The following is a 15,878-nucleotide window of genomic DNA, read 5'->3' on the forward strand; positions in this document are numbered from 1 at the left end:
GTGAGCTTTCTCCCGGGCGGGTGCGGGAGGAGGTGCGGGCGGGTCGGGCGGATCGGTTGTTCGACCGTGAGAGCGCCGACCCCCACTGGGTCGAGGCCGTCATCGAACGGGGCAACGGGCTGCGCGACTCCGGCCACAAGGCCTACCGGGTGTTCATCGGCGCCACGGGATCGATGCACCGCACCCTGTTCGACGAGGCCGGGGGGATGGACCCCGCGATGGTCCTGGGCGGCGACAGCGAACTGGGGTACCGCCTGGCCCAGCGGGGCGCGCTGTTCGTCCCCGACCTGGACACCAGCAGCTGGCACCTGGGCCGCTCCCAGATGCAGACGCGGCGCGACGCGGGCACGCGCTACCGCTCGCCCCACATCGCCAACCGGGTGCCCGACTACCATCTGCGCCGCAAGAGTCCCGAGCGGATCTGGGAGGTGCCCCGGGCCGACGTGGTCGTCCAGGCCGGCGGGTTCTCCCTGGAAGAGGTGGAGGCCACCGCGGCCAGGGTGCTGGCGGGGACCGCACCCGACATCCGCCTGTGGCTGGTGGGTCCCTGGAGCGGTATCGGGGACGGGCGGTGCTCGCCGCTGGAGGAGGAGTGCCTGGACCTGCGCCTGATCCGCGAGGCCTTCCGCGGTGATCCCCGGGTGCGCTTCTCCGAGGAGGTCCCCGAGGAGGACCCGCAGGTGCCCTTCCGGCTGTACGTGCCCACCGGTTCGCTGCCCCTGCGGGGCATGGTCGCCGATCTGGTCAAGCTCGCCGACGCCGACGGCGCGGGACTGGTGTGCGTCCCGGTGCCCGGGGCGACCCGGGAGGGGGACGGGGTGCTGCGCATGGAGCGCGCCGCCGCCTTCGCGCGGGCCCGCCACCTGGAACCCGGGGCGGGGGGCGGCGACCTGGACCGCGTGGTCGAGGCGGTCAGCGGAATCCGGTGGGCGTCCGCGCAGGACATCGTCGACGTGCCCGAGGGCGCGGACACCACCTGGTCGGCCGTGCGGGCCGGGGCGGTCCGGAGGAGGGCCGGGGCCGACCTGTCCCCGGCCGAGCTGCGGCGCGAGCTGGCCCGGGCGCAGGCCGAGGTCGCACGGCTCAAGCACAAGGTCGAGCGGACCGAGCGCAAGCTGCGCTGGTTCACGCCGGGGCTGACCCGCAGGGTCCTGCGCAGGATCGCGCGCTGACACGCGGAGGGCGCGTCCGGGCCTGCCCGGGCGCGCCCCTGCCGTTCCGGGTCAGGGCACCCAGAGGCTGAGCGTCTGCGCGACGAGGGCGGGACGCTCCTGCCCCTCGATCTCCACGGTGTGGGAGAAGGAGAGCAGATGGCCCTTGGGCGTCTCCTTGGCGGAGGACAGCTCCAGGTGGTCGCGCACGCGCGAGCCCACGGTGACGGGCTGGAGGAAGCGCACCTTGTCGAGGCCGTAGTTGACGGACATGCTGGGCCGCTTCCTGACCTTGAGGAAGGACTGGGAGAAGTGGGCCAGCAGCGACAGGGTCAGGTAACCGTGCGCGATGGTGGAGCCGAAGGGGCCGGAAGCGGCCTTCTCCGGGTCGATGTGGATCCACTGGTGGTCTTCGGTGGCGTCGGCGAAGAGGGAGATCCGCTCCTGGTCGACGGTGAACCAGTCGGTGTGGCCGAGGGGCTCGCCCTGGGTGGCGATGACCTCGTGGATGTCGGCGAACTCGCGCACCATGCCTCCACGTACTAGGGGGACCGGGATGGTGGCGCAACTCTACCGAACAATGTTCGGTTGTACCTAACGCCGTTCGGTTATTGGGGGCGCCGACAGGGCTCAGCGGTGTTTGCGGCCGCTGCGGAGCTCGCGGCTGCCGGAGGAGTCCACCAGGAGTGCCTGCGCGGTGTGGCCCGCCAGAGCCGTGCGGTCCACCCCGTGCCCCAGGCCGTTCTCCGCCAGCGGGACCGGAACCACGCCGTCGTGCGCCCGCACCGGCGGAACCGCCAGGTCGGAGCCCCGGTTGCCCGCGCCGGGCACCTCCACCGGCAGGGACGCGCCCGACAGCGAGGCCAGCGCCACCGTGGCGGCCCGGCCCACCCCCGTGGCAGCGGACGATCCGCACCAGACCTGCCAGCCCGCGTCCACCGCGCGGTCCACCGCGCGGCGGGCCGGGGTCAGCCCTCCCAGACGGGAGACGTCGACGTTCACCGCACCGCCGGCCTCCAGCCGGATCGCCTCGGCCAGGTCCTCGACCGACTCCAGCGGCCGGCCCAGGGCCACCGGCGTGCGCAGTTCCGCCGCCAGCCGGGCGTACGCCGCCAGGTCGTCCGGGGGGAAGGGGTCCTCGACCGCCAGCAGCCCCAGGGAGTCCAGGGCGCGCAGCGCCTCCAGGTGCGCCGGCGACTCGCTGTAGCGGCCGCCCGCGTCCACCTGCAGGACCAGGAACGGGAAACTCGTCTGCACCGCGCGCACCGCGTCGGTGTCCCAACCGGGGCCGATCTCCAGACGCACCCGCCGAAAACCCGCGCCGACCTGGCGGTTGACCTCGGTGACCAGCGACTCCACGGTCCTCTGGCGGGGCAGGGTCACCCCCGCGGTGAGCGCCGTGCGCCTTCCTCCCAGCGCGTGCGCCAGGGGCATGCCGCGCCGGCGGCTCCACAGGTCCCAGCAGGCGCAGTCCAGCGCGGCGGCCGCCGCCGGATCCCACGGCAGGTCCGCCCAGGCCTCGCACGCCTCGGTCGGGCGGGACCAGGAGTGGCGGAGCAGGGCCGGCGCGTACGCATCGGACAGCGCCTCCCACTGGGAGCGTGTGGCACGCGGAAGCTCTCCCCAGCCGCTGACCCCCTCGCTGTCGGCCACCCGTACGAGCACGGACCCGGCGGCGCCGCTGCCCCGCCGCGCCGGAGTCCGCAGCCGGACCAGCTCGAGTTCGACGATCCGCGTCACGGTCGCCGATCCGGTGTGTGCCACGTGTCCCCACCTCGGTGTCGCCCGTCCCGCCGCCGGCCTGCGGGCCGGGGCGGGCTCTCCTTCGACGGTACCCGCGCCCGACCGGCCCGACCACCCCGAAGAGGGCGCGGACCTGCCTCACCGCCGGAGGAGGACCTCCTCCAAGGGGCGGTGCCCGAGTCCGTGGGCCTCGGCGACCGGGCGGCTGACGACCTCGCCGCCGAACGTGTTCAGACCGCCCGCCAGCGCCGCGTCGTCGCACAGGGCACGGTGCCAGCCCTTGTCGGCGAGGGCGGCCGCGTAGCGCAGGGTGTCCTTGGTCAGGGCGTGGGTGGAGGTGTTGGGCACGGCACCGGGCATGTTGCCCACGCAGTAGAACACCGTGTCGTGGACGGTGAACGTGGGGTCGTCGTGGGTCGTGGGCCGGGAGTCCTCGAAGCATCCGCCCTGGTCGACGGCGATGTCGACCAGGACCGAGCCCGGGCGCATCCGCGCGACCAGGTCGTTGGAGACCAGTTCGGGTGCCCGGGCCCCGGGCACCAGGACGGCGCCGATGACCATGTCGGACTCCAGGACCGACGACTCCAGCTCGAACGTGTTCGACACCACGGTCTTGACCCGGCCCCTGTACAGGGAGTCCACGTGCCGCAGCTTGTCCACGTTCAGGTCCAGCACCGTGACCTCGGCGCCCATGCCCGCCGCGACCTGGGCCGCGTTCAGCCCCGACACGCCCGCGCCGATCACGGTCACGCGGGCCGGGCGCACGCCCGGAACACCGCCCATCAGCACACCCCGGCCCCCGTTGGACCGCTGGAGGGCGGCGGCACCCACCTGCGGGGCCAGGCGCCCGGCGACCTCCGACATCGGGGCGAGCAGCGGCAGCGAACCGTCCGGGAGCTGCACCGTCTCGTAGGCGATACCGGTGACCCCCCGCTCCAGCAGCGCTCTCGTGCAGCTCTCGGAGGCCGCCAGATGCAGGTACGTGAAGAGCACCTGGCCCTCGCGCAGGTACGGGTACTCCGACTCGACCGGCTCCTTGACCTTGAGGACGAGCTCCCCCTCGCCCCAGACGTCGCCGGCCGAGTCGAGCACGCGCGCACCCGCGGCCTCGTAGTCCTCGTCCGGGATGGAGGAGCCCCGACCGGCACCCCGTTCGACGAACACCTCGTGCCCGCGCCGGACGAGTTCGTGTACGCCGGCGGGGGTGATGGCCACCCGGTACTCGTGGTTCTTCGTCTCGCGGGGTACGCCGATGCGCACGGTTTCCTCCTCGGTGTCTGCGGCGACGCCGTTCTCAGCGGACCCGCTGCCCGGAAACCCAGACGGGACCGACCTTTCCCGCGATTGTCCTACCCGCGTAGGGGCCGGGGTCCGACCGGGGTACGGTCATCTCCTCCTCGGCGGAGAAGGCCACCAGGTCGGCATCGCACCCGACCTCGATCCGCCCCTTGCCGACCAGCCCCAGCAGCTCCGCCGGGCCCTGCGCGGTCCAGCGGGCCAGGCGGTGCAGGCCCAGCCCGCGCCGGGCGGCAGCCGTCCACAGTGCGGGCAGGCTCCACTCCAGGGTGAACAGCCCGCGGGCCGGCAGGTGACCGGAGGAGACGGTGGTGATCGCCGAGTTCTCCTCCAACAGGGCGCTCCACAGCGCCCTGCGGTTGGCGTCCGAGCGCAGCGGGGGGCGGAAGGCGTGCGCGGGGGAACCGGGCTCCAGGAGCTCGGTCGGCAGGCACAGGTAGTGGGGGCAGGTCTGGGCGCCCACACCCACCCCGATCGACCTCGCAGCGGCCAGCAGAGCGGCGCACTCGGCCGCGGTGAACGGCGAGACGTGCGTGCGCGTGCCCACCGCGCGGGCCGCCGCCACCACGCGCTCCAGCCCCCGGCGCTCGGCCACGGGCGGACGCTGTCCGGTGAGCGCCGGACCCAGCTCCACGGGGTCCTCGGCGTGCACCAGCAGGGGCGCGTCCAGTGCCGCGATCTCCGCCATCGCCTTGCGCAGCCGGGACTCCTCCAGCCCTGCCATGCCCGGCTCGCCGCCGTCCGACAGCGAGCACTGGAAGGCCACCGCCCCCGCCGCCCGCAGGTCGGTCAGGTCGAGCGGGCCGCTGCCCGGATGGACCCCGCCCATCAGGTACACCGACACGGGGCTGTCCGCCGAGGCCCGCAGGTGCACCTGGAGGTCGTCGGCGCGGGTGACGGCGGGCCGCCCGGGTGCGGGGGACACCACGAGGGTGGTCGCCCCGCCGGCCAGGGCCGCGCGCGCCGTCCTCCGGTAGGCCTCGGCCAGCTCCAGTCCCGGCGTGTGCACACCGGTCCCCAGGTCCACGGCGCCGGGGAGCAGCGCGGTGCCGCCGAGATCGGTCTCACAGCGCGCGCGCAGTCGCGCGCCGTGACCGGCCACGGCCCGGATCCGGCCGTCGCGGACACCCACGGCGGCGGGCATCACCCCGGCCGGGGTGACCACGCGCAGCGAACGGAACACGGTGTCGAACTCGGTCATGGGTGTCGCCCTTACCTGGACAGCGGAGGATGCCGCGCGGCAGAGGGACCGCGGAGGCCGGGTGCGGTACGGGGGACGGACAGCCGGGAGACCTCGGTCCCGGCCGGGAACCGAGCGTATCGCGAAGGGCACGGAGAGAAGAGGGGAACACGGGATCCCGTTGCGGGGGTGTGCGCGGCGGCCCCAGTCCGACACGCTGTAGTAGACGGAATACCCTTGAGGGCGCTGACCTGCCTCGTAAACGACAAACCGACCCGAACGACCTGGAAGTGGCGCGTGGCTCCTGCTGAGAACACCAGTCCCCCGGACCGGACGGCCGTGCCGAGAGCGGCCTCTGTTCCATTCCTGTCCGTGCTGGCCGCGGTTCTGTGCCTGGTCGGGCTGAGCCTGACACTGGTGCTCGGCGGAGCGGCCTTCCCCGAGGTCATCCCGGGGCTGCCCGACGCCGGCGAGGCGGTGCGCTGGGGCCTGCCCCTGGCCAAGACGGTCATGAACACCGCGGCGGCCGGAACCGTCGGCCTGCTCCTGCTCGCCGTGGTCCTGCTGCCGTCGGAGAAGGGCCGCCTCTCGGGCCAGGCCGTCGGATACGTGCAGGCGGCCACCTGGGCGGCCCTGGCCTGGGCCGTCGCGGCGGTGTTCCTCCTCTACTTCCAGACCTCGGAGTACCTGGCCCGCCCCTTCGGCGAGGCGAGTGTGGACGAGGTCACCGCGTACGCCGGGTCGATCGCCGGCGGCATCGCGCTCATGTTCGTCATCCTGCTCACCACGGGCATCCTCCTCTTCGGCCGCACCGTCACCAGTGCCACCGGCACCATGTGGCTGCTCGCCGCCGCGCTGGTCGCCCTGACCCCGCCCGCGCTCACCGGCCACGCGGCCTCCTCGGGTTCGCACGAGCTGGCGGTGACCGGCCTGGCCATGCATGTGGTGGCCATCAGCGTGTGGATCGGCGGCGTGGCCGCCGTGGGCTACCACGCGATGCGGTCGGACGCCCAGGACCCCGCGATCGCGGCCGACCGCTTCAGCCGGCTGGCCCTGTGGGCCTACGTCGGGGTGGCCGTCAGCGGCATCGCGAGCGCCGCGGCCCGCCTGGAGGCGCTGCGGGACCTGTTCCTGACCGAGTACGGGCTGATCATCCTGGTCAAGATCTTCCTGTTCGCGGTCCTGGGGCTGTTCGGGTACATGCATCGCGAACACGCCCTCAAGGGCCTGCGGACCGCGGAGAAGGGCACGCCCTCCTGGCCCTCGCGGTCCAAGCTGCTCTTCCTGCGCCTGGCCGCCGTCGAGGTGCTGATCATGGCCGTGGTCATGGGCGTGTCCGTCGGCCTGGGCCGCAGCGCCCCGCCCCCGCCGCGCGAGAGCGAGGTGGACCCGGCCGCGCTCATCCTCGGCTTCCCGGTCCCGCCCCCCATGGACCTGGCCAACCTGCTCACCCTGTGGCGCCCGGACCTGTTCTTCATCATGTTCGTGGTGATCGCGGGCGGCCTCTACGGGGCGGGCGTCACCCGGCTCGTGCGCCGCGGCGACACGTGGCCCGTGGGGCGCACCGTCGCGTTCGCCGCAGGCCTGCTGGCGATCGTGGCGGTACAGCTCAGCGGATACGCCACCTACGCCATGGTGCTGTTCTCCGCGCACATGATCCAGCACATGATCCTGGCCATGCTCGTTCCGATCCTGCTGGTGCTGGGCGCGCCCGCCACCCTGGCGCTGCGGGCGCTCAGACCCGCCCGGCGCCGCGGCGACCGGGGGCCGCGCGAGTGGCTGAACCTCCTCCTGAACAGCCGCTACTCCAAGGTGGTGACACACCCCGCGGTGGCCGCGCCGATCTTCGTGGCCAGCCCCTACGTGCTGTACTTCACGCCGCTGTTCCCCACGCTGATGAGCGACCATCTCGGCCACCTGTTCATGGGTGTGCACTTCCTGCTCAGCGGGTTCCTCTTCTACTGGGTGATCGTGGGCGTGGACCCGGCGCCCCGCAAGGTCCCCTACCTGCTGCGGATCCTCCTCCTGCTGCTGGCGATGGGCTTCCACGCCTTCTTCGGCATCTCGATCATGATGCAGTCGGCCCCGATGGCCATGGACTTCTACAACCGGTTCGAGGTGCCGTGGCTGGACGGACTCGCCGAGGATCAGTACGCGGGCGGCGGCGTCGCCTGGGCACTGGGCGAGATCCCGACCCTGCTGGTGATGGTCGCCCTGGTCGTCCAGTGGTCCCGGGACGAGGAGAAGGAGGAGCGCCGCCGGGAGCGGCATGCCCGCCGGGACGGCTCCGAGGACTCCGACATGGACGCCTACAACGCCTACCTGGCCGAACGCGCCCGGCGGATGCAGGCCGCGCAGACCTCGGCGCCGGTGTCCGGGACCGACGGCGGGAGCGGCGGCGGGGGCGACCGCACCGAATAGCTGTGCCGGGGCCGCCCTGTCCTCCCCGCGGGAAGAGAGACGCCCCGGCCCCCGCCGTGCGGGGGCCGGGGCGCGCGGGAGGCGTCAGACGACGAGGGCGGCCGCTCCGGCGCAGAGCAGGCCCAGGAGCAGGCAGAGCAGGAGGCCCACGGCCAGGACGGGCAGGCTCGGCCGGGGCGCGGCCGGCACGCCGCCCCCGCTCACCGCGGCCTGGCGGCGGGCCACCATCGGCAGCATCAGCACGTTGACCGCGAGGACGGCCGCGGCCACGCACGCGGCCGTTGCGAACCCGGCCCAGAAGCCGCCGCCCCCCGAGAGCGTGGCCGCCGCGGCCAGGGCGGGGACGGCGACCAGCAGCAGGACCGAGACGGCGGCGAAGCCGACGCGCAGACCTGCGGGGGCCTCCTTGGAGCGCCCGGAGAGTACCAGGAGCAGGCCGATGAGGGCCGCCGCCATGACGGCGCCCACGATTCCGAACAAGGCGATGTTGACCAGGAAGTTCACGCCGGTCATTGTCGCACCGTCCGCGGAGGGCCCCCGTCCGGGGCCGGTCGTCAGTTCTTGAGCGCCAGGGTGAGGCCGTCGCCGATCGGGAGCAGGACCTGGGTGACGCGGTCGTCGCCCAGGAGGTGCGCGTTGAAGTCGCGGATGCCCTGCACGGCGGGCGAGGTCTCGGACTCCTTCACCACGCGCCCGTGGGAGAGCGTGTTGTCGGCCAGGAGCACCCCGCCGGGGCGCATGCGCGGCACCAGCTCCTCCCAGTAGGAGACGTAGCCCTCCTTGTCGGCGTCGACGAACGCCAGGTCGAACTGCGGCTCCTGCGGCAGGGCGCGCAGCGAGTCCAGGGCCGGGCCCAGCTCCAGGGTGATCCGGTCGGCGACCCCCGCCCGCTCCCAGTAGCGGCGTGCCACGGACGTCCACTCCTCGCTGATGTCCAGTGCCAGGAGGCGGCCGTCCTCGGGCAGACCGCGGGCGATGCAGAGGGAGGAGTAGCCGGTGAAGGTGCCGATCTCCACGGCGTCGCGGGCACCGCTGATCCGGGTGAGAAGGGTGGTGAAGGTGCCCTGCTCAGGGCCGATCTGCATGCCCTTGCGGTCGGGGAAGAGGCGGGCGGTCTCCTCGGCGAGGTCGGTCAGGACCGCGTCGACGGGCTCGCCCTGGGCCACGAGGTAGGCGTACAGTTCCGGCGTGATGCTCTCTGTGGTTCTCGTCACGGCCCCAGGGTAGGCCGTGCGCGGTCAGCGGTCGGGCAGGAGGGTCGGCCAGTCGAAGAGGTAGAGCGAGCCCACGATGATGCCGACCGTCAGCAGGGGGGTGACGACCTTCTTCTCCACGGGGCCGTCGGTGACGAAGCCGACCTTCTGGCCGATGCGCTTCTTCCAGAAGGGCCAGAAGATCGGCACGCCCATCTTGGTGATCATGTCGCCGAGGAAGTGCAGGATCACGCCGAAGGCGACCGCCAGGCCCAGCCAGGAGTAGTTGACCCCCGACGCGTACAGGGCCAGGGTGATCGCCGCTGTCGCCAGCGCGTTGATGATCCCCGACGCCACCCGGTTCTTGTCCAGGCCGAAGCCCAGGCCCTGGAGCGCGATGCCGATGAGGAGGAAGACGAAGACCTGGACCGCCATCTCCGACCAGAGCGCCAGGACCTGGACCAGGACGCCCATGAGCACGGCGAAGAACAGCGAGTGCGTCCCCATGCGGTGGCCGCCGAACAGGAAGCCGACCATGTCGCTCAGCGTCTCGGTGATCTTCCCGTAGGTCTTGGTCACCGTCGCGCTCTTGTGGTCGATGTCGGGGAGGAGAGCCGCCCCCGCGCACACCAGAGAACCCGCGATGATCTCACCGGGACCCAGGTGAAAACTGAGTCCCAGGAATTCTGTTCCCTGGACGAGCGGAACGACCGCCATCCATCCGACCACGCCGCTCAGAGCGTGAGAGTGCCCCATCATGGCCGGAACGGTAGCGGAGTGCGGGAAACACTGCCAATACGAGCGCATTACGGCTGACACCTTTCTCCACCTGCGGAAAGCAGGACCTGCGCCGAATTCCCAGTGCACTTGTCCGGTCACGCCGCGCCACGAAAGTCATTGACGTACATCACTGTCCGTTGGTAGACAACCAACAACCCCCTCGGTGGCACACGCCCCCACCCCGAACCCGACAGGTGCCGACATGATCCACCACCCTCCCCCGGCGGCTTCCGCCCGACATCCGGCGGTCGCGGTGGCGGCCCTGCTCATCGCGGCCCCCGCCGTCCCCGCGGCGGCCGACAGCACCGTCTCCACCCTCACGGTGGCCGTCTCCCAGCAGGTCGACTCCTTCAACCCCTTCACCGCGCAGCTGGCCGTCACCACCACCGTCCTCGGCCACGTCTACGACCGCCTCCTCACCAACGACCCCCGGAGCGGCGAACCCGCGCCGGCCCTGGCCGAGTCCTGGGAGACCGGCGAGGACGGCCTCACCTGGACCTTCCACCTGCGCCGGGACGCCGTCTTCAGCGACGGCGAGCCCCTCACCTCCGACGACGTGGTCTGGACCCTCACCACCGTCATGGAGAACGAGGCCGCCGCGGTGGCCGGCGGCAACTACGTCGCGGGGTTCGAGAAGGTCACCGCACCCGACGACCACACCGTCGTCGTCGAGCTCGCCCGGCCCCAGGCCACCATGACCTCGCTCGACGTCCCCATCGTTCCCCGCCACGTGTGGGAGCCGATCCTGGAACGCGAGGGGGAGGGCTTCGCCGGCCACACCGGCGAGGACCTGCCCACCGTCGGCAGCGGACCGTTCGTCCTCACCGAGCACGCACGCGGGCGCTCCATCACCCTGGAGGCCAACCCCGGCCACTGGCGGGGCGCCCCCGGCTTCGACCGGATCGTCCTCCGCTACTACTCGGAGAAGGACGCCGCCGTCGAGGCCCTGCGCGGCGGCGAGGTCTCCTTCGTCCCCGACCTGACCGACGCCCAGGCCACCTCCTTGGAGGGAGCCGAGGACATCGCGGTCAACTTCGCCGACGGCAAGCGGTTCCAGGCCTTCACGGTCAACCCCGGCGCCCGCACCCGGGACGGCGAGGAGTTCGGCGACGGGCACCCCGCCCTGGCCGACCGCACCCTGCGCCGCGCCATCGCCATGGCCGTCGACAACCAGGAGATCGTTGACAAGGCGCACGGCGGCCGCGCCGTCGCGGCCGGCGGCTACATCCCCGCCCGCTACACCGACTTCCACTGGGCCCCCGAGGGCGGCGAGACGGATCCCGACTTCGCCCCCGACACCGCCGACGCCCTGCTCGACGAGGCGGGGTACGCGAGAGGCGCCGACGGCGTGCGCGTCTCACCCGACGGCGACCGGCTCCGGCTGCGCATGCACGTCCACCAGGACCGGCCCGACAACGTCAACGCCGGGCTGATCGTCGCCGAGCGCCTCGCCGGCATCGGCATCGAGGTCGAGAACCTCACCGTCGACCCCGGTGTGCTCAGCGACGCCCTCCACGCCGGTGAGTACGACCTGATCTTCACCGGGTGGACCGTCAGCCCCGACCCCGACTACGTGCTCGGCATCCACACCTGCGACGCGCTGCCCCTCGAACCCGGAACCATGCAGGGCGACGCCTACTTCTGCGACGAGGAGTACGACGAGCTCTACGAGGCCCAGCTGCGCGAGTACGACCCCGGCCGGCGCGCCGAGATCGTCCGCGACCTCCAGCGCATCCTCCACCGGGAGGCCGTCGTCAACGTCCTGGCCTACCCCGACATCCGGGAGGCCTACCGCACCGACCACATCGACCCCTCCTCCGTGCAGGTCCAGCCCGACCCGGGCGGCAACATCTGGGGACAGGACGGCTACTGGGCGCTCTGGTCGGCCCGGCCCGCGGCCTGGACGGGAGGCGCCTCCGGCGACGGGCTCCCCCCGGTGGCCCGGGCGGGGATCGGCGCCGCGGCCCTGCTGGCCGCCGCCGCGGGAACCGCGGTCCTGCTGCACCGCAAGGCCACCGAGGAGGACCGCGAGTGAGCGACCCCGCCGCGCCGCGGCGGGAGGGCCGGGAGGACACCGGCGGCCTGCGGCGGGCACTGCGCCACGTCGCGGGGCGCCTGGCCACCGCGCTGGCCTCCCTGGCCGCGGTGGTCGTCGCCGCGTTCTTCCTCTTCCGCATCCTGCCCGGCGACCCCGTGCGCGCCATGACCGAGGGCCGCGAGGTCAGCGCGCAGCAGCGCGAGGAGCTGCGCCGCCAGTTCGGCCTGGACCAGCCCCTGTGGCAGCAGTTCGCCGACTACGCCCTCGGCCTGCTGCGCCTGGATCTCGGCACCTCGTTCCAGTACCGCGAACCGGTCACCGAGCTCGTCCTCGACCGGTTGGGACCCACGCTCCTGCTCGCCGGGACCGGAACCGCCGTCGCGGTGTCGCTCGGCCTGTTCCTGGGCACCCGCGCCGGATGGCGGCCCGGCAGCCCCGCCGACCGCGCCCACACGGCCGTCGCCCTGTTCTTCTGGTCGGTGCCCACGTTCTGGCTCGGACTGCTGCTCATCGTCCTGCTGGCCTCGGGGCGCGGCATCACACCCGGCCTGTTCCCCACCGGCGGCATGGCCGACCCCGCCGGGGGCGGGACCGTCCTCGACACCGTCCGGCACATGGTGCTGCCCGTCACGACCATGGCCGCCGTCGTCTACGCCCAGTACCTGATGATCATGCGCTCCTCCCTTCTGGAGGAGAGGGGCGCCGACTACCTCACCACAGCGCGCGCCAAGGGACTGCGTGACGCCCTCGTCCGCCGCAGGCACGCGGTGCCCAACGCCCTCCTTCCCACCGTGACGCTCGTCTTCCTCAACCTGGGCCAGGTCGTCTCCGGCGTGATCCTCGTCGAGACGGTGTTCTCCTGGCCGGGCCTGGGCCAGCTCTTCTACTCCGGCCTGCGCGTCCCCGACCTCGGCCTGGTGCAGGGCCTGTTCGTCCTGTTCGCGGCCTCGGTGATCCTCATGAACCTGCTCGCCGACCTCGTCTATCCGCTCCTCGACCCCAGGGTGCGGCCGTGAGCACCGGAACCGCCGTACCTTCGCGGCGCTCCCCGGCCCGCCGGCGCCGCCGCGAGGCACTGCTGCGCCTGGCCCGCGACTACGCCCGCCACCGGGCCGGCATGGCGGGCCTGGCCGCCCTGCTGGGCACCGTCGTCCTCGCCCTGGCCGCGCCCCTGCTCGTGGAGCCCGGGGAACTCACCGTCACCGGCGCGCCCGGCAGCCCCTACGAGCCGCCCGGCCGCGCGTTCCCGCTGGGCACCGACAACTTCGGCCGCTCCGTCCTGGACCTGGTGGTGTGGGGCTCGCGCGTCTCGCTGGCCGTCGGGTTCCTGGCCACGGCCGTCTCCGTCGTCCTGGGCACCCTGGTGGGGGTGGCCGCCGGCCACTTCGGCGCCTCCGGCGGCCGGGGCGGGCGGGTCCTCTCCGCGGCGCTGATGCGCGTCACCGACTGGTTCCTCGTGCTGCCCACGCTGGTCCTGGCGGTCGCGCTGGCCGCCGTGCTGCCGCGCGGCACCGCGACCGTCGTCCTCGCCATCGGCCTGACCGTCTGGCCCGCCACCGCGCGCCTGGTCCGCGCACAGACCCTGGCCGTGGAGTCCCGGCCCTACGTCGAACGGGCGCGGGCCCTGGGCGGCGGCCATCTCCACGTCATGCTCCACCACGTGCTTCCGGGCGTCGCACCCGTCGTGCTCGCCCAGACCACCCTGCTCGTGGCCACCTCGATCATCGCCGAGTCCACCCTGGCCTTCCTGGGCGTGGGCGACCCCACGACCGTCTCCTGGGGCGGGATCCTGGAAGCGGCGCGCACCGCCGGGGCGATCAGCTCCGGCATCTGGTGGTACATGATTCCGCCCGGTCTGGCCATCGCCGCCGTCGCGCTCTCCTTCACCCTGTGCGGACGCGCCCTGGAGGCGGTCCTCGAAGCCCGACCCCGGGAGCCGCGTTGACCCCCCTGCTCGACGTCCGCGACCTGCACGTCACCTACCGCTCCGGCTCCGGCGAGGTCCCGGCCGTCCGCGGCGTGGACCTGTCCCTGGACCCCGGTGCGTCCCTCGGCCTGGCGGGGGAGTCCGGCAGCGGAAAGTCCACCGCCGCCCTGGCGCTCCTGCGCCTGCTCCCCGCCGGCACCAGGACGCGGGGGCGGGTGCTGCTGGAGGGCGAGGACGTCCTGACCATGCGCTGGGGCCGCCTGCGCGCCGTCCGCTGGGCCGGGGCCGCCATCGTCTTCCAGGGCGCCATGCACGCGCTGAACCCCGTCCGGCGCGTCGGCGACCAGATCGCCGAGCCCCTGCTGGTCCACCGCACCGTCCCCGCCCGGCGGGCGCCCGCCCGGGTCGCCGAGCTCCTCGAACAGGTCGGCCTGCCCGCCTCCCGGGCCCGCGACCACCCCCACCAGCTCTCCGGCGGGCAGCGGCAGCGCGTCATGATCGCCATGGCCCTGGCGTGCGAACCGCGCCTGGTCGTGGCCGACGAGGCCACCACCGCCCTGGACGTGATGATCCAGGCGCAGATCCTCGACCTCCTGCGGCGCCTGGTCGCGGAGCGCGGCATCGGCATGCTCATGATCAGCCACGACCTGGGCGTCCTGGCCGACACCTGCGACCGGCTCGCGGTCATGTACGCGGGCCGGATCGTCGAGGAGGGTCCCGCCCGGAAGGTCGTGGACGAGCCCGCGCACCCCTACGCGGCCGCGCTCGGCGCGGCCTTCCCCCGGGTGGGGGACCCCGCCTCGCGCCTGGCCCCCCGGGGCCTGCCGGGCGACCCGCCCGACCCGGCCGCTCCACCCCCCGGATGCGTGTTCCGGCCCCGCTGCCCGGTCGCGGAGACGATGTGCGCCACGGTCGACCCGCCCCTGCTGCCGGTGGAGCCGCGCGAGAGCGGAGGCCCCCCGCGCCGCGCCGCGTGTGTGCACGCGGGCCCGGCCCGGCCGACGACGGGGGAGGGTGTGCGTTGAGCGCGACGGAGACCGGCCCGCCACCCCGGGCCGAGGGCAGCGGGGACCGGGAGCCGGTCCTGAGCGCGCGCGGCCTGCGGGTCGTCCTCCGCGGGGCTCGCGGCGGCACCGCCCGCGCCGTCGACGGGGTCGACCTCGACCTGGCCCGGGGGGAGATCGTCGCCCTGGTGGGGGAGTCGGGGTGCGGCAAGACCACCCTGGCCCGCACCCTGCTCGGGCTGGAGCGGCCCGCCGCGGGCGCGGTGGTGTTCGAGGGCAGACCGCTGGACCGCAGTGCGCGCGGCCTGCGCGCCTACCGGCGCCGGGTGCAGCTGGTGCAGCAGGACCCGACGGGGTCGCTCAACCCCCGGCGTACCGTCCACGAGTCCGTCGCCGAGGGGCTGCGCATCCACGAGGGCACGACCGCCGACGAGGTCGGGCGGGTCTGCCGAGCGCTCTCCCTCGCGGGGCTGCGCCCGCCCGAGCGCTTCCTGTCCCGGTACCCGCACGAGCTCTCCGGTGGACAGCGCCAGCGCGTGGTGATCGCCGGGGCCCTGGTGCTGGAACCCGAGGTCCTGGTCGCCGACGAGCCGGTCGCCTCCCTGGACGCCTCGGTGCGCGGCGAGATCCTGCGGCTGCTCCTGGACCTGCGCGCCGACCTGGGGCTGTCGGCACTGGTGGCCACGCACGACCTGGGCCTGGCGTGGAACATCGCCGACCGGGTCGCCGTGATGTACCTGGGCCGCGTGGTGGAGACGGGAAGAACGGAGGACGTCCTGTCCGACCCCTCCCATCCCTACACCCGCGCTCTGCTGTCGGCTCTGCCGGGGCGCGGTGGGCGGCCCGCGCCGCTGCCGGGGGAACCGCCGGACCCGCGCCGCGTCCCGCCGGGCTGCCGCTTCCATCCGCGCTGCCCGGCCCTGGCCTCGGGCAGGGCCGCCGCGGTGGCCGAGCGGTGCCGCGCCGAGGACCCGGCCGTCCTGGCCGCCTCCGGCCCCCTCCACCGCGCCGCCTGCCACCTGGGTCCGGAGGAGGGCAGGGCCGGAAGGGCCCTCAGGACCGGCGGAGCCTGACCTCCGCCGGTGGCCGGGCCCGCGCCCGTCGGAACCGGGGCCCGCCCGGGCCGGCGCCTGCCGGGCGCGCAT

Annotated in this window: 14 protein-coding genes; 7 read left to right on the top strand and 7 right to left on the bottom strand. The window is 73.7% G+C overall.

What is annotated here, in order from left to right:
* Positions 1-1,172 (top strand): glycosyltransferase family 2 protein (locus FHS13_RS19300; protein ID WP_221443214.1); only part of this gene is annotated, 1,172 nt, incomplete at its 5' end.
* A 51-nt stretch (positions 1,173-1,223) separates the two neighbouring features.
* Here FHS13_RS19300 and FHS13_RS19305 read toward each other — a convergent pair.
* From FHS13_RS19305 to FHS13_RS19320, 4 genes are all read right to left on the bottom strand, one after another.
* Positions 1,224-1,682: a MaoC family dehydratase gene (locus tag FHS13_RS19305; RefSeq protein WP_184293369.1), complete on the bottom strand. Its 459-nt coding sequence runs from the start codon at positions 1,680-1,682 to the stop codon at positions 1,224-1,226.
* 99 nt (positions 1,683-1,781) lie between these two features.
* Positions 1,782-2,915, bottom strand: a complete 1,134-nt coding sequence (locus FHS13_RS19310) for an enolase C-terminal domain-like protein (RefSeq protein WP_184293370.1) — start codon at positions 2,913-2,915, stop codon at positions 1,782-1,784.
* Positions 2,916-3,032: 117 nt separating this feature from the next.
* Complete coding sequence (gene ald / locus FHS13_RS19315; RefSeq protein WP_184293371.1) at positions 3,033-4,154, bottom strand: alanine dehydrogenase; 1,122 nt, start codon at positions 4,152-4,154, stop codon at positions 3,033-3,035.
* Positions 4,155-4,188: 34 nt separating this feature from the next.
* Positions 4,189-5,391: an amidohydrolase family protein gene (locus FHS13_RS19320; RefSeq protein ID WP_184293372.1), complete on the bottom strand. Its 1,203-nt coding sequence runs from the start codon at positions 5,389-5,391 to the stop codon at positions 4,189-4,191.
* A gap of 318 nt (positions 5,392-5,709) precedes the next feature.
* On the opposite strand from FHS13_RS19320, the gene FHS13_RS19325 reads away from it, so the two are divergent.
* Positions 5,710-7,791, top strand: coding sequence for a bifunctional copper resistance protein CopD/cytochrome c oxidase assembly protein (locus FHS13_RS19325; protein ID WP_343065093.1), 2,082 nt, complete (start codon positions 5,710-5,712; stop codon positions 7,789-7,791).
* An 84-nt stretch (positions 7,792-7,875) separates the two neighbouring features.
* Here FHS13_RS19325 and FHS13_RS19330 read toward each other — a convergent pair whose 3' ends face one another.
* From FHS13_RS19330 to FHS13_RS19340, 3 genes are read right to left on the bottom strand one after another with little or no spacing between them, the layout of a single operon-like run.
* Complete coding sequence (locus FHS13_RS19330; RefSeq protein ID WP_184293374.1) at positions 7,876-8,304, bottom strand: hypothetical protein; 429 nt, start codon at positions 8,302-8,304, stop codon at positions 7,876-7,878.
* Between the two features lie 41 nt (positions 8,305-8,345).
* The gene (locus FHS13_RS19335; protein WP_184293375.1) at positions 8,346-9,005 is read right to left on the bottom strand and encodes a class I SAM-dependent methyltransferase; all 660 of its coding nucleotides are present in this window, start codon (positions 9,003-9,005) and stop codon (positions 8,346-8,348) included.
* 24 nt (positions 9,006-9,029) lie between these two features.
* Positions 9,030-9,743, bottom strand: a complete 714-nt coding sequence (locus FHS13_RS19340) for a metal-dependent hydrolase (protein ID WP_184293376.1) — start codon at positions 9,741-9,743, stop codon at positions 9,030-9,032.
* Between the two features lie 223 nt (positions 9,744-9,966).
* Between FHS13_RS19340 and FHS13_RS19345 the strand changes: the two genes are divergently transcribed.
* The 5 genes from FHS13_RS19345 to FHS13_RS19365 are packed head-to-tail and all read left to right on the top strand — an operon-like array spanning position 9,967 to position 15,806.
* Positions 9,967-11,799, top strand: a complete 1,833-nt coding sequence (locus FHS13_RS19345) for an ABC transporter substrate-binding protein (RefSeq protein WP_184293377.1) — start codon at positions 9,967-9,969, stop codon at positions 11,797-11,799.
* Positions 11,796-12,818: an ABC transporter permease subunit gene (locus tag FHS13_RS19350; RefSeq protein ID WP_184293378.1), complete on the top strand. Its 1,023-nt coding sequence runs from the start codon at positions 11,796-11,798 to the stop codon at positions 12,816-12,818. Before FHS13_RS19345 ends, FHS13_RS19350 begins: the two co-directional genes overlap by 4 nt.
* Complete coding sequence (locus tag FHS13_RS19355; protein ID WP_184293379.1) at positions 12,815-13,747, top strand: ABC transporter permease subunit; 933 nt, start codon at positions 12,815-12,817, stop codon at positions 13,745-13,747. The genes FHS13_RS19350 and FHS13_RS19355 overlap by 4 nt, the downstream gene beginning before the upstream one ends.
* Positions 13,744-14,754: an ABC transporter ATP-binding protein gene (locus FHS13_RS19360; protein WP_184293380.1), complete on the top strand. Its 1,011-nt coding sequence runs from the start codon at positions 13,744-13,746 to the stop codon at positions 14,752-14,754. Before FHS13_RS19355 ends, FHS13_RS19360 begins: the two co-directional genes overlap by 4 nt.
* Positions 14,751-15,806, top strand: coding sequence for an ABC transporter ATP-binding protein (locus FHS13_RS19365; RefSeq protein ID WP_184293381.1), 1,056 nt, complete (start codon positions 14,751-14,753; stop codon positions 15,804-15,806). The genes FHS13_RS19360 and FHS13_RS19365 overlap by 4 nt, the downstream gene beginning before the upstream one ends.
* The last annotated feature ends 72 nt before the right edge of the window (positions 15,807-15,878 follow it).

The organism is Nocardiopsis algeriensis (genome assembly GCF_014203695.1).
GTDB classification, from domain to species: domain Bacteria; phylum Actinomycetota; class Actinomycetes; order Streptosporangiales; family Streptosporangiaceae; genus Nocardiopsis; species Nocardiopsis algeriensis.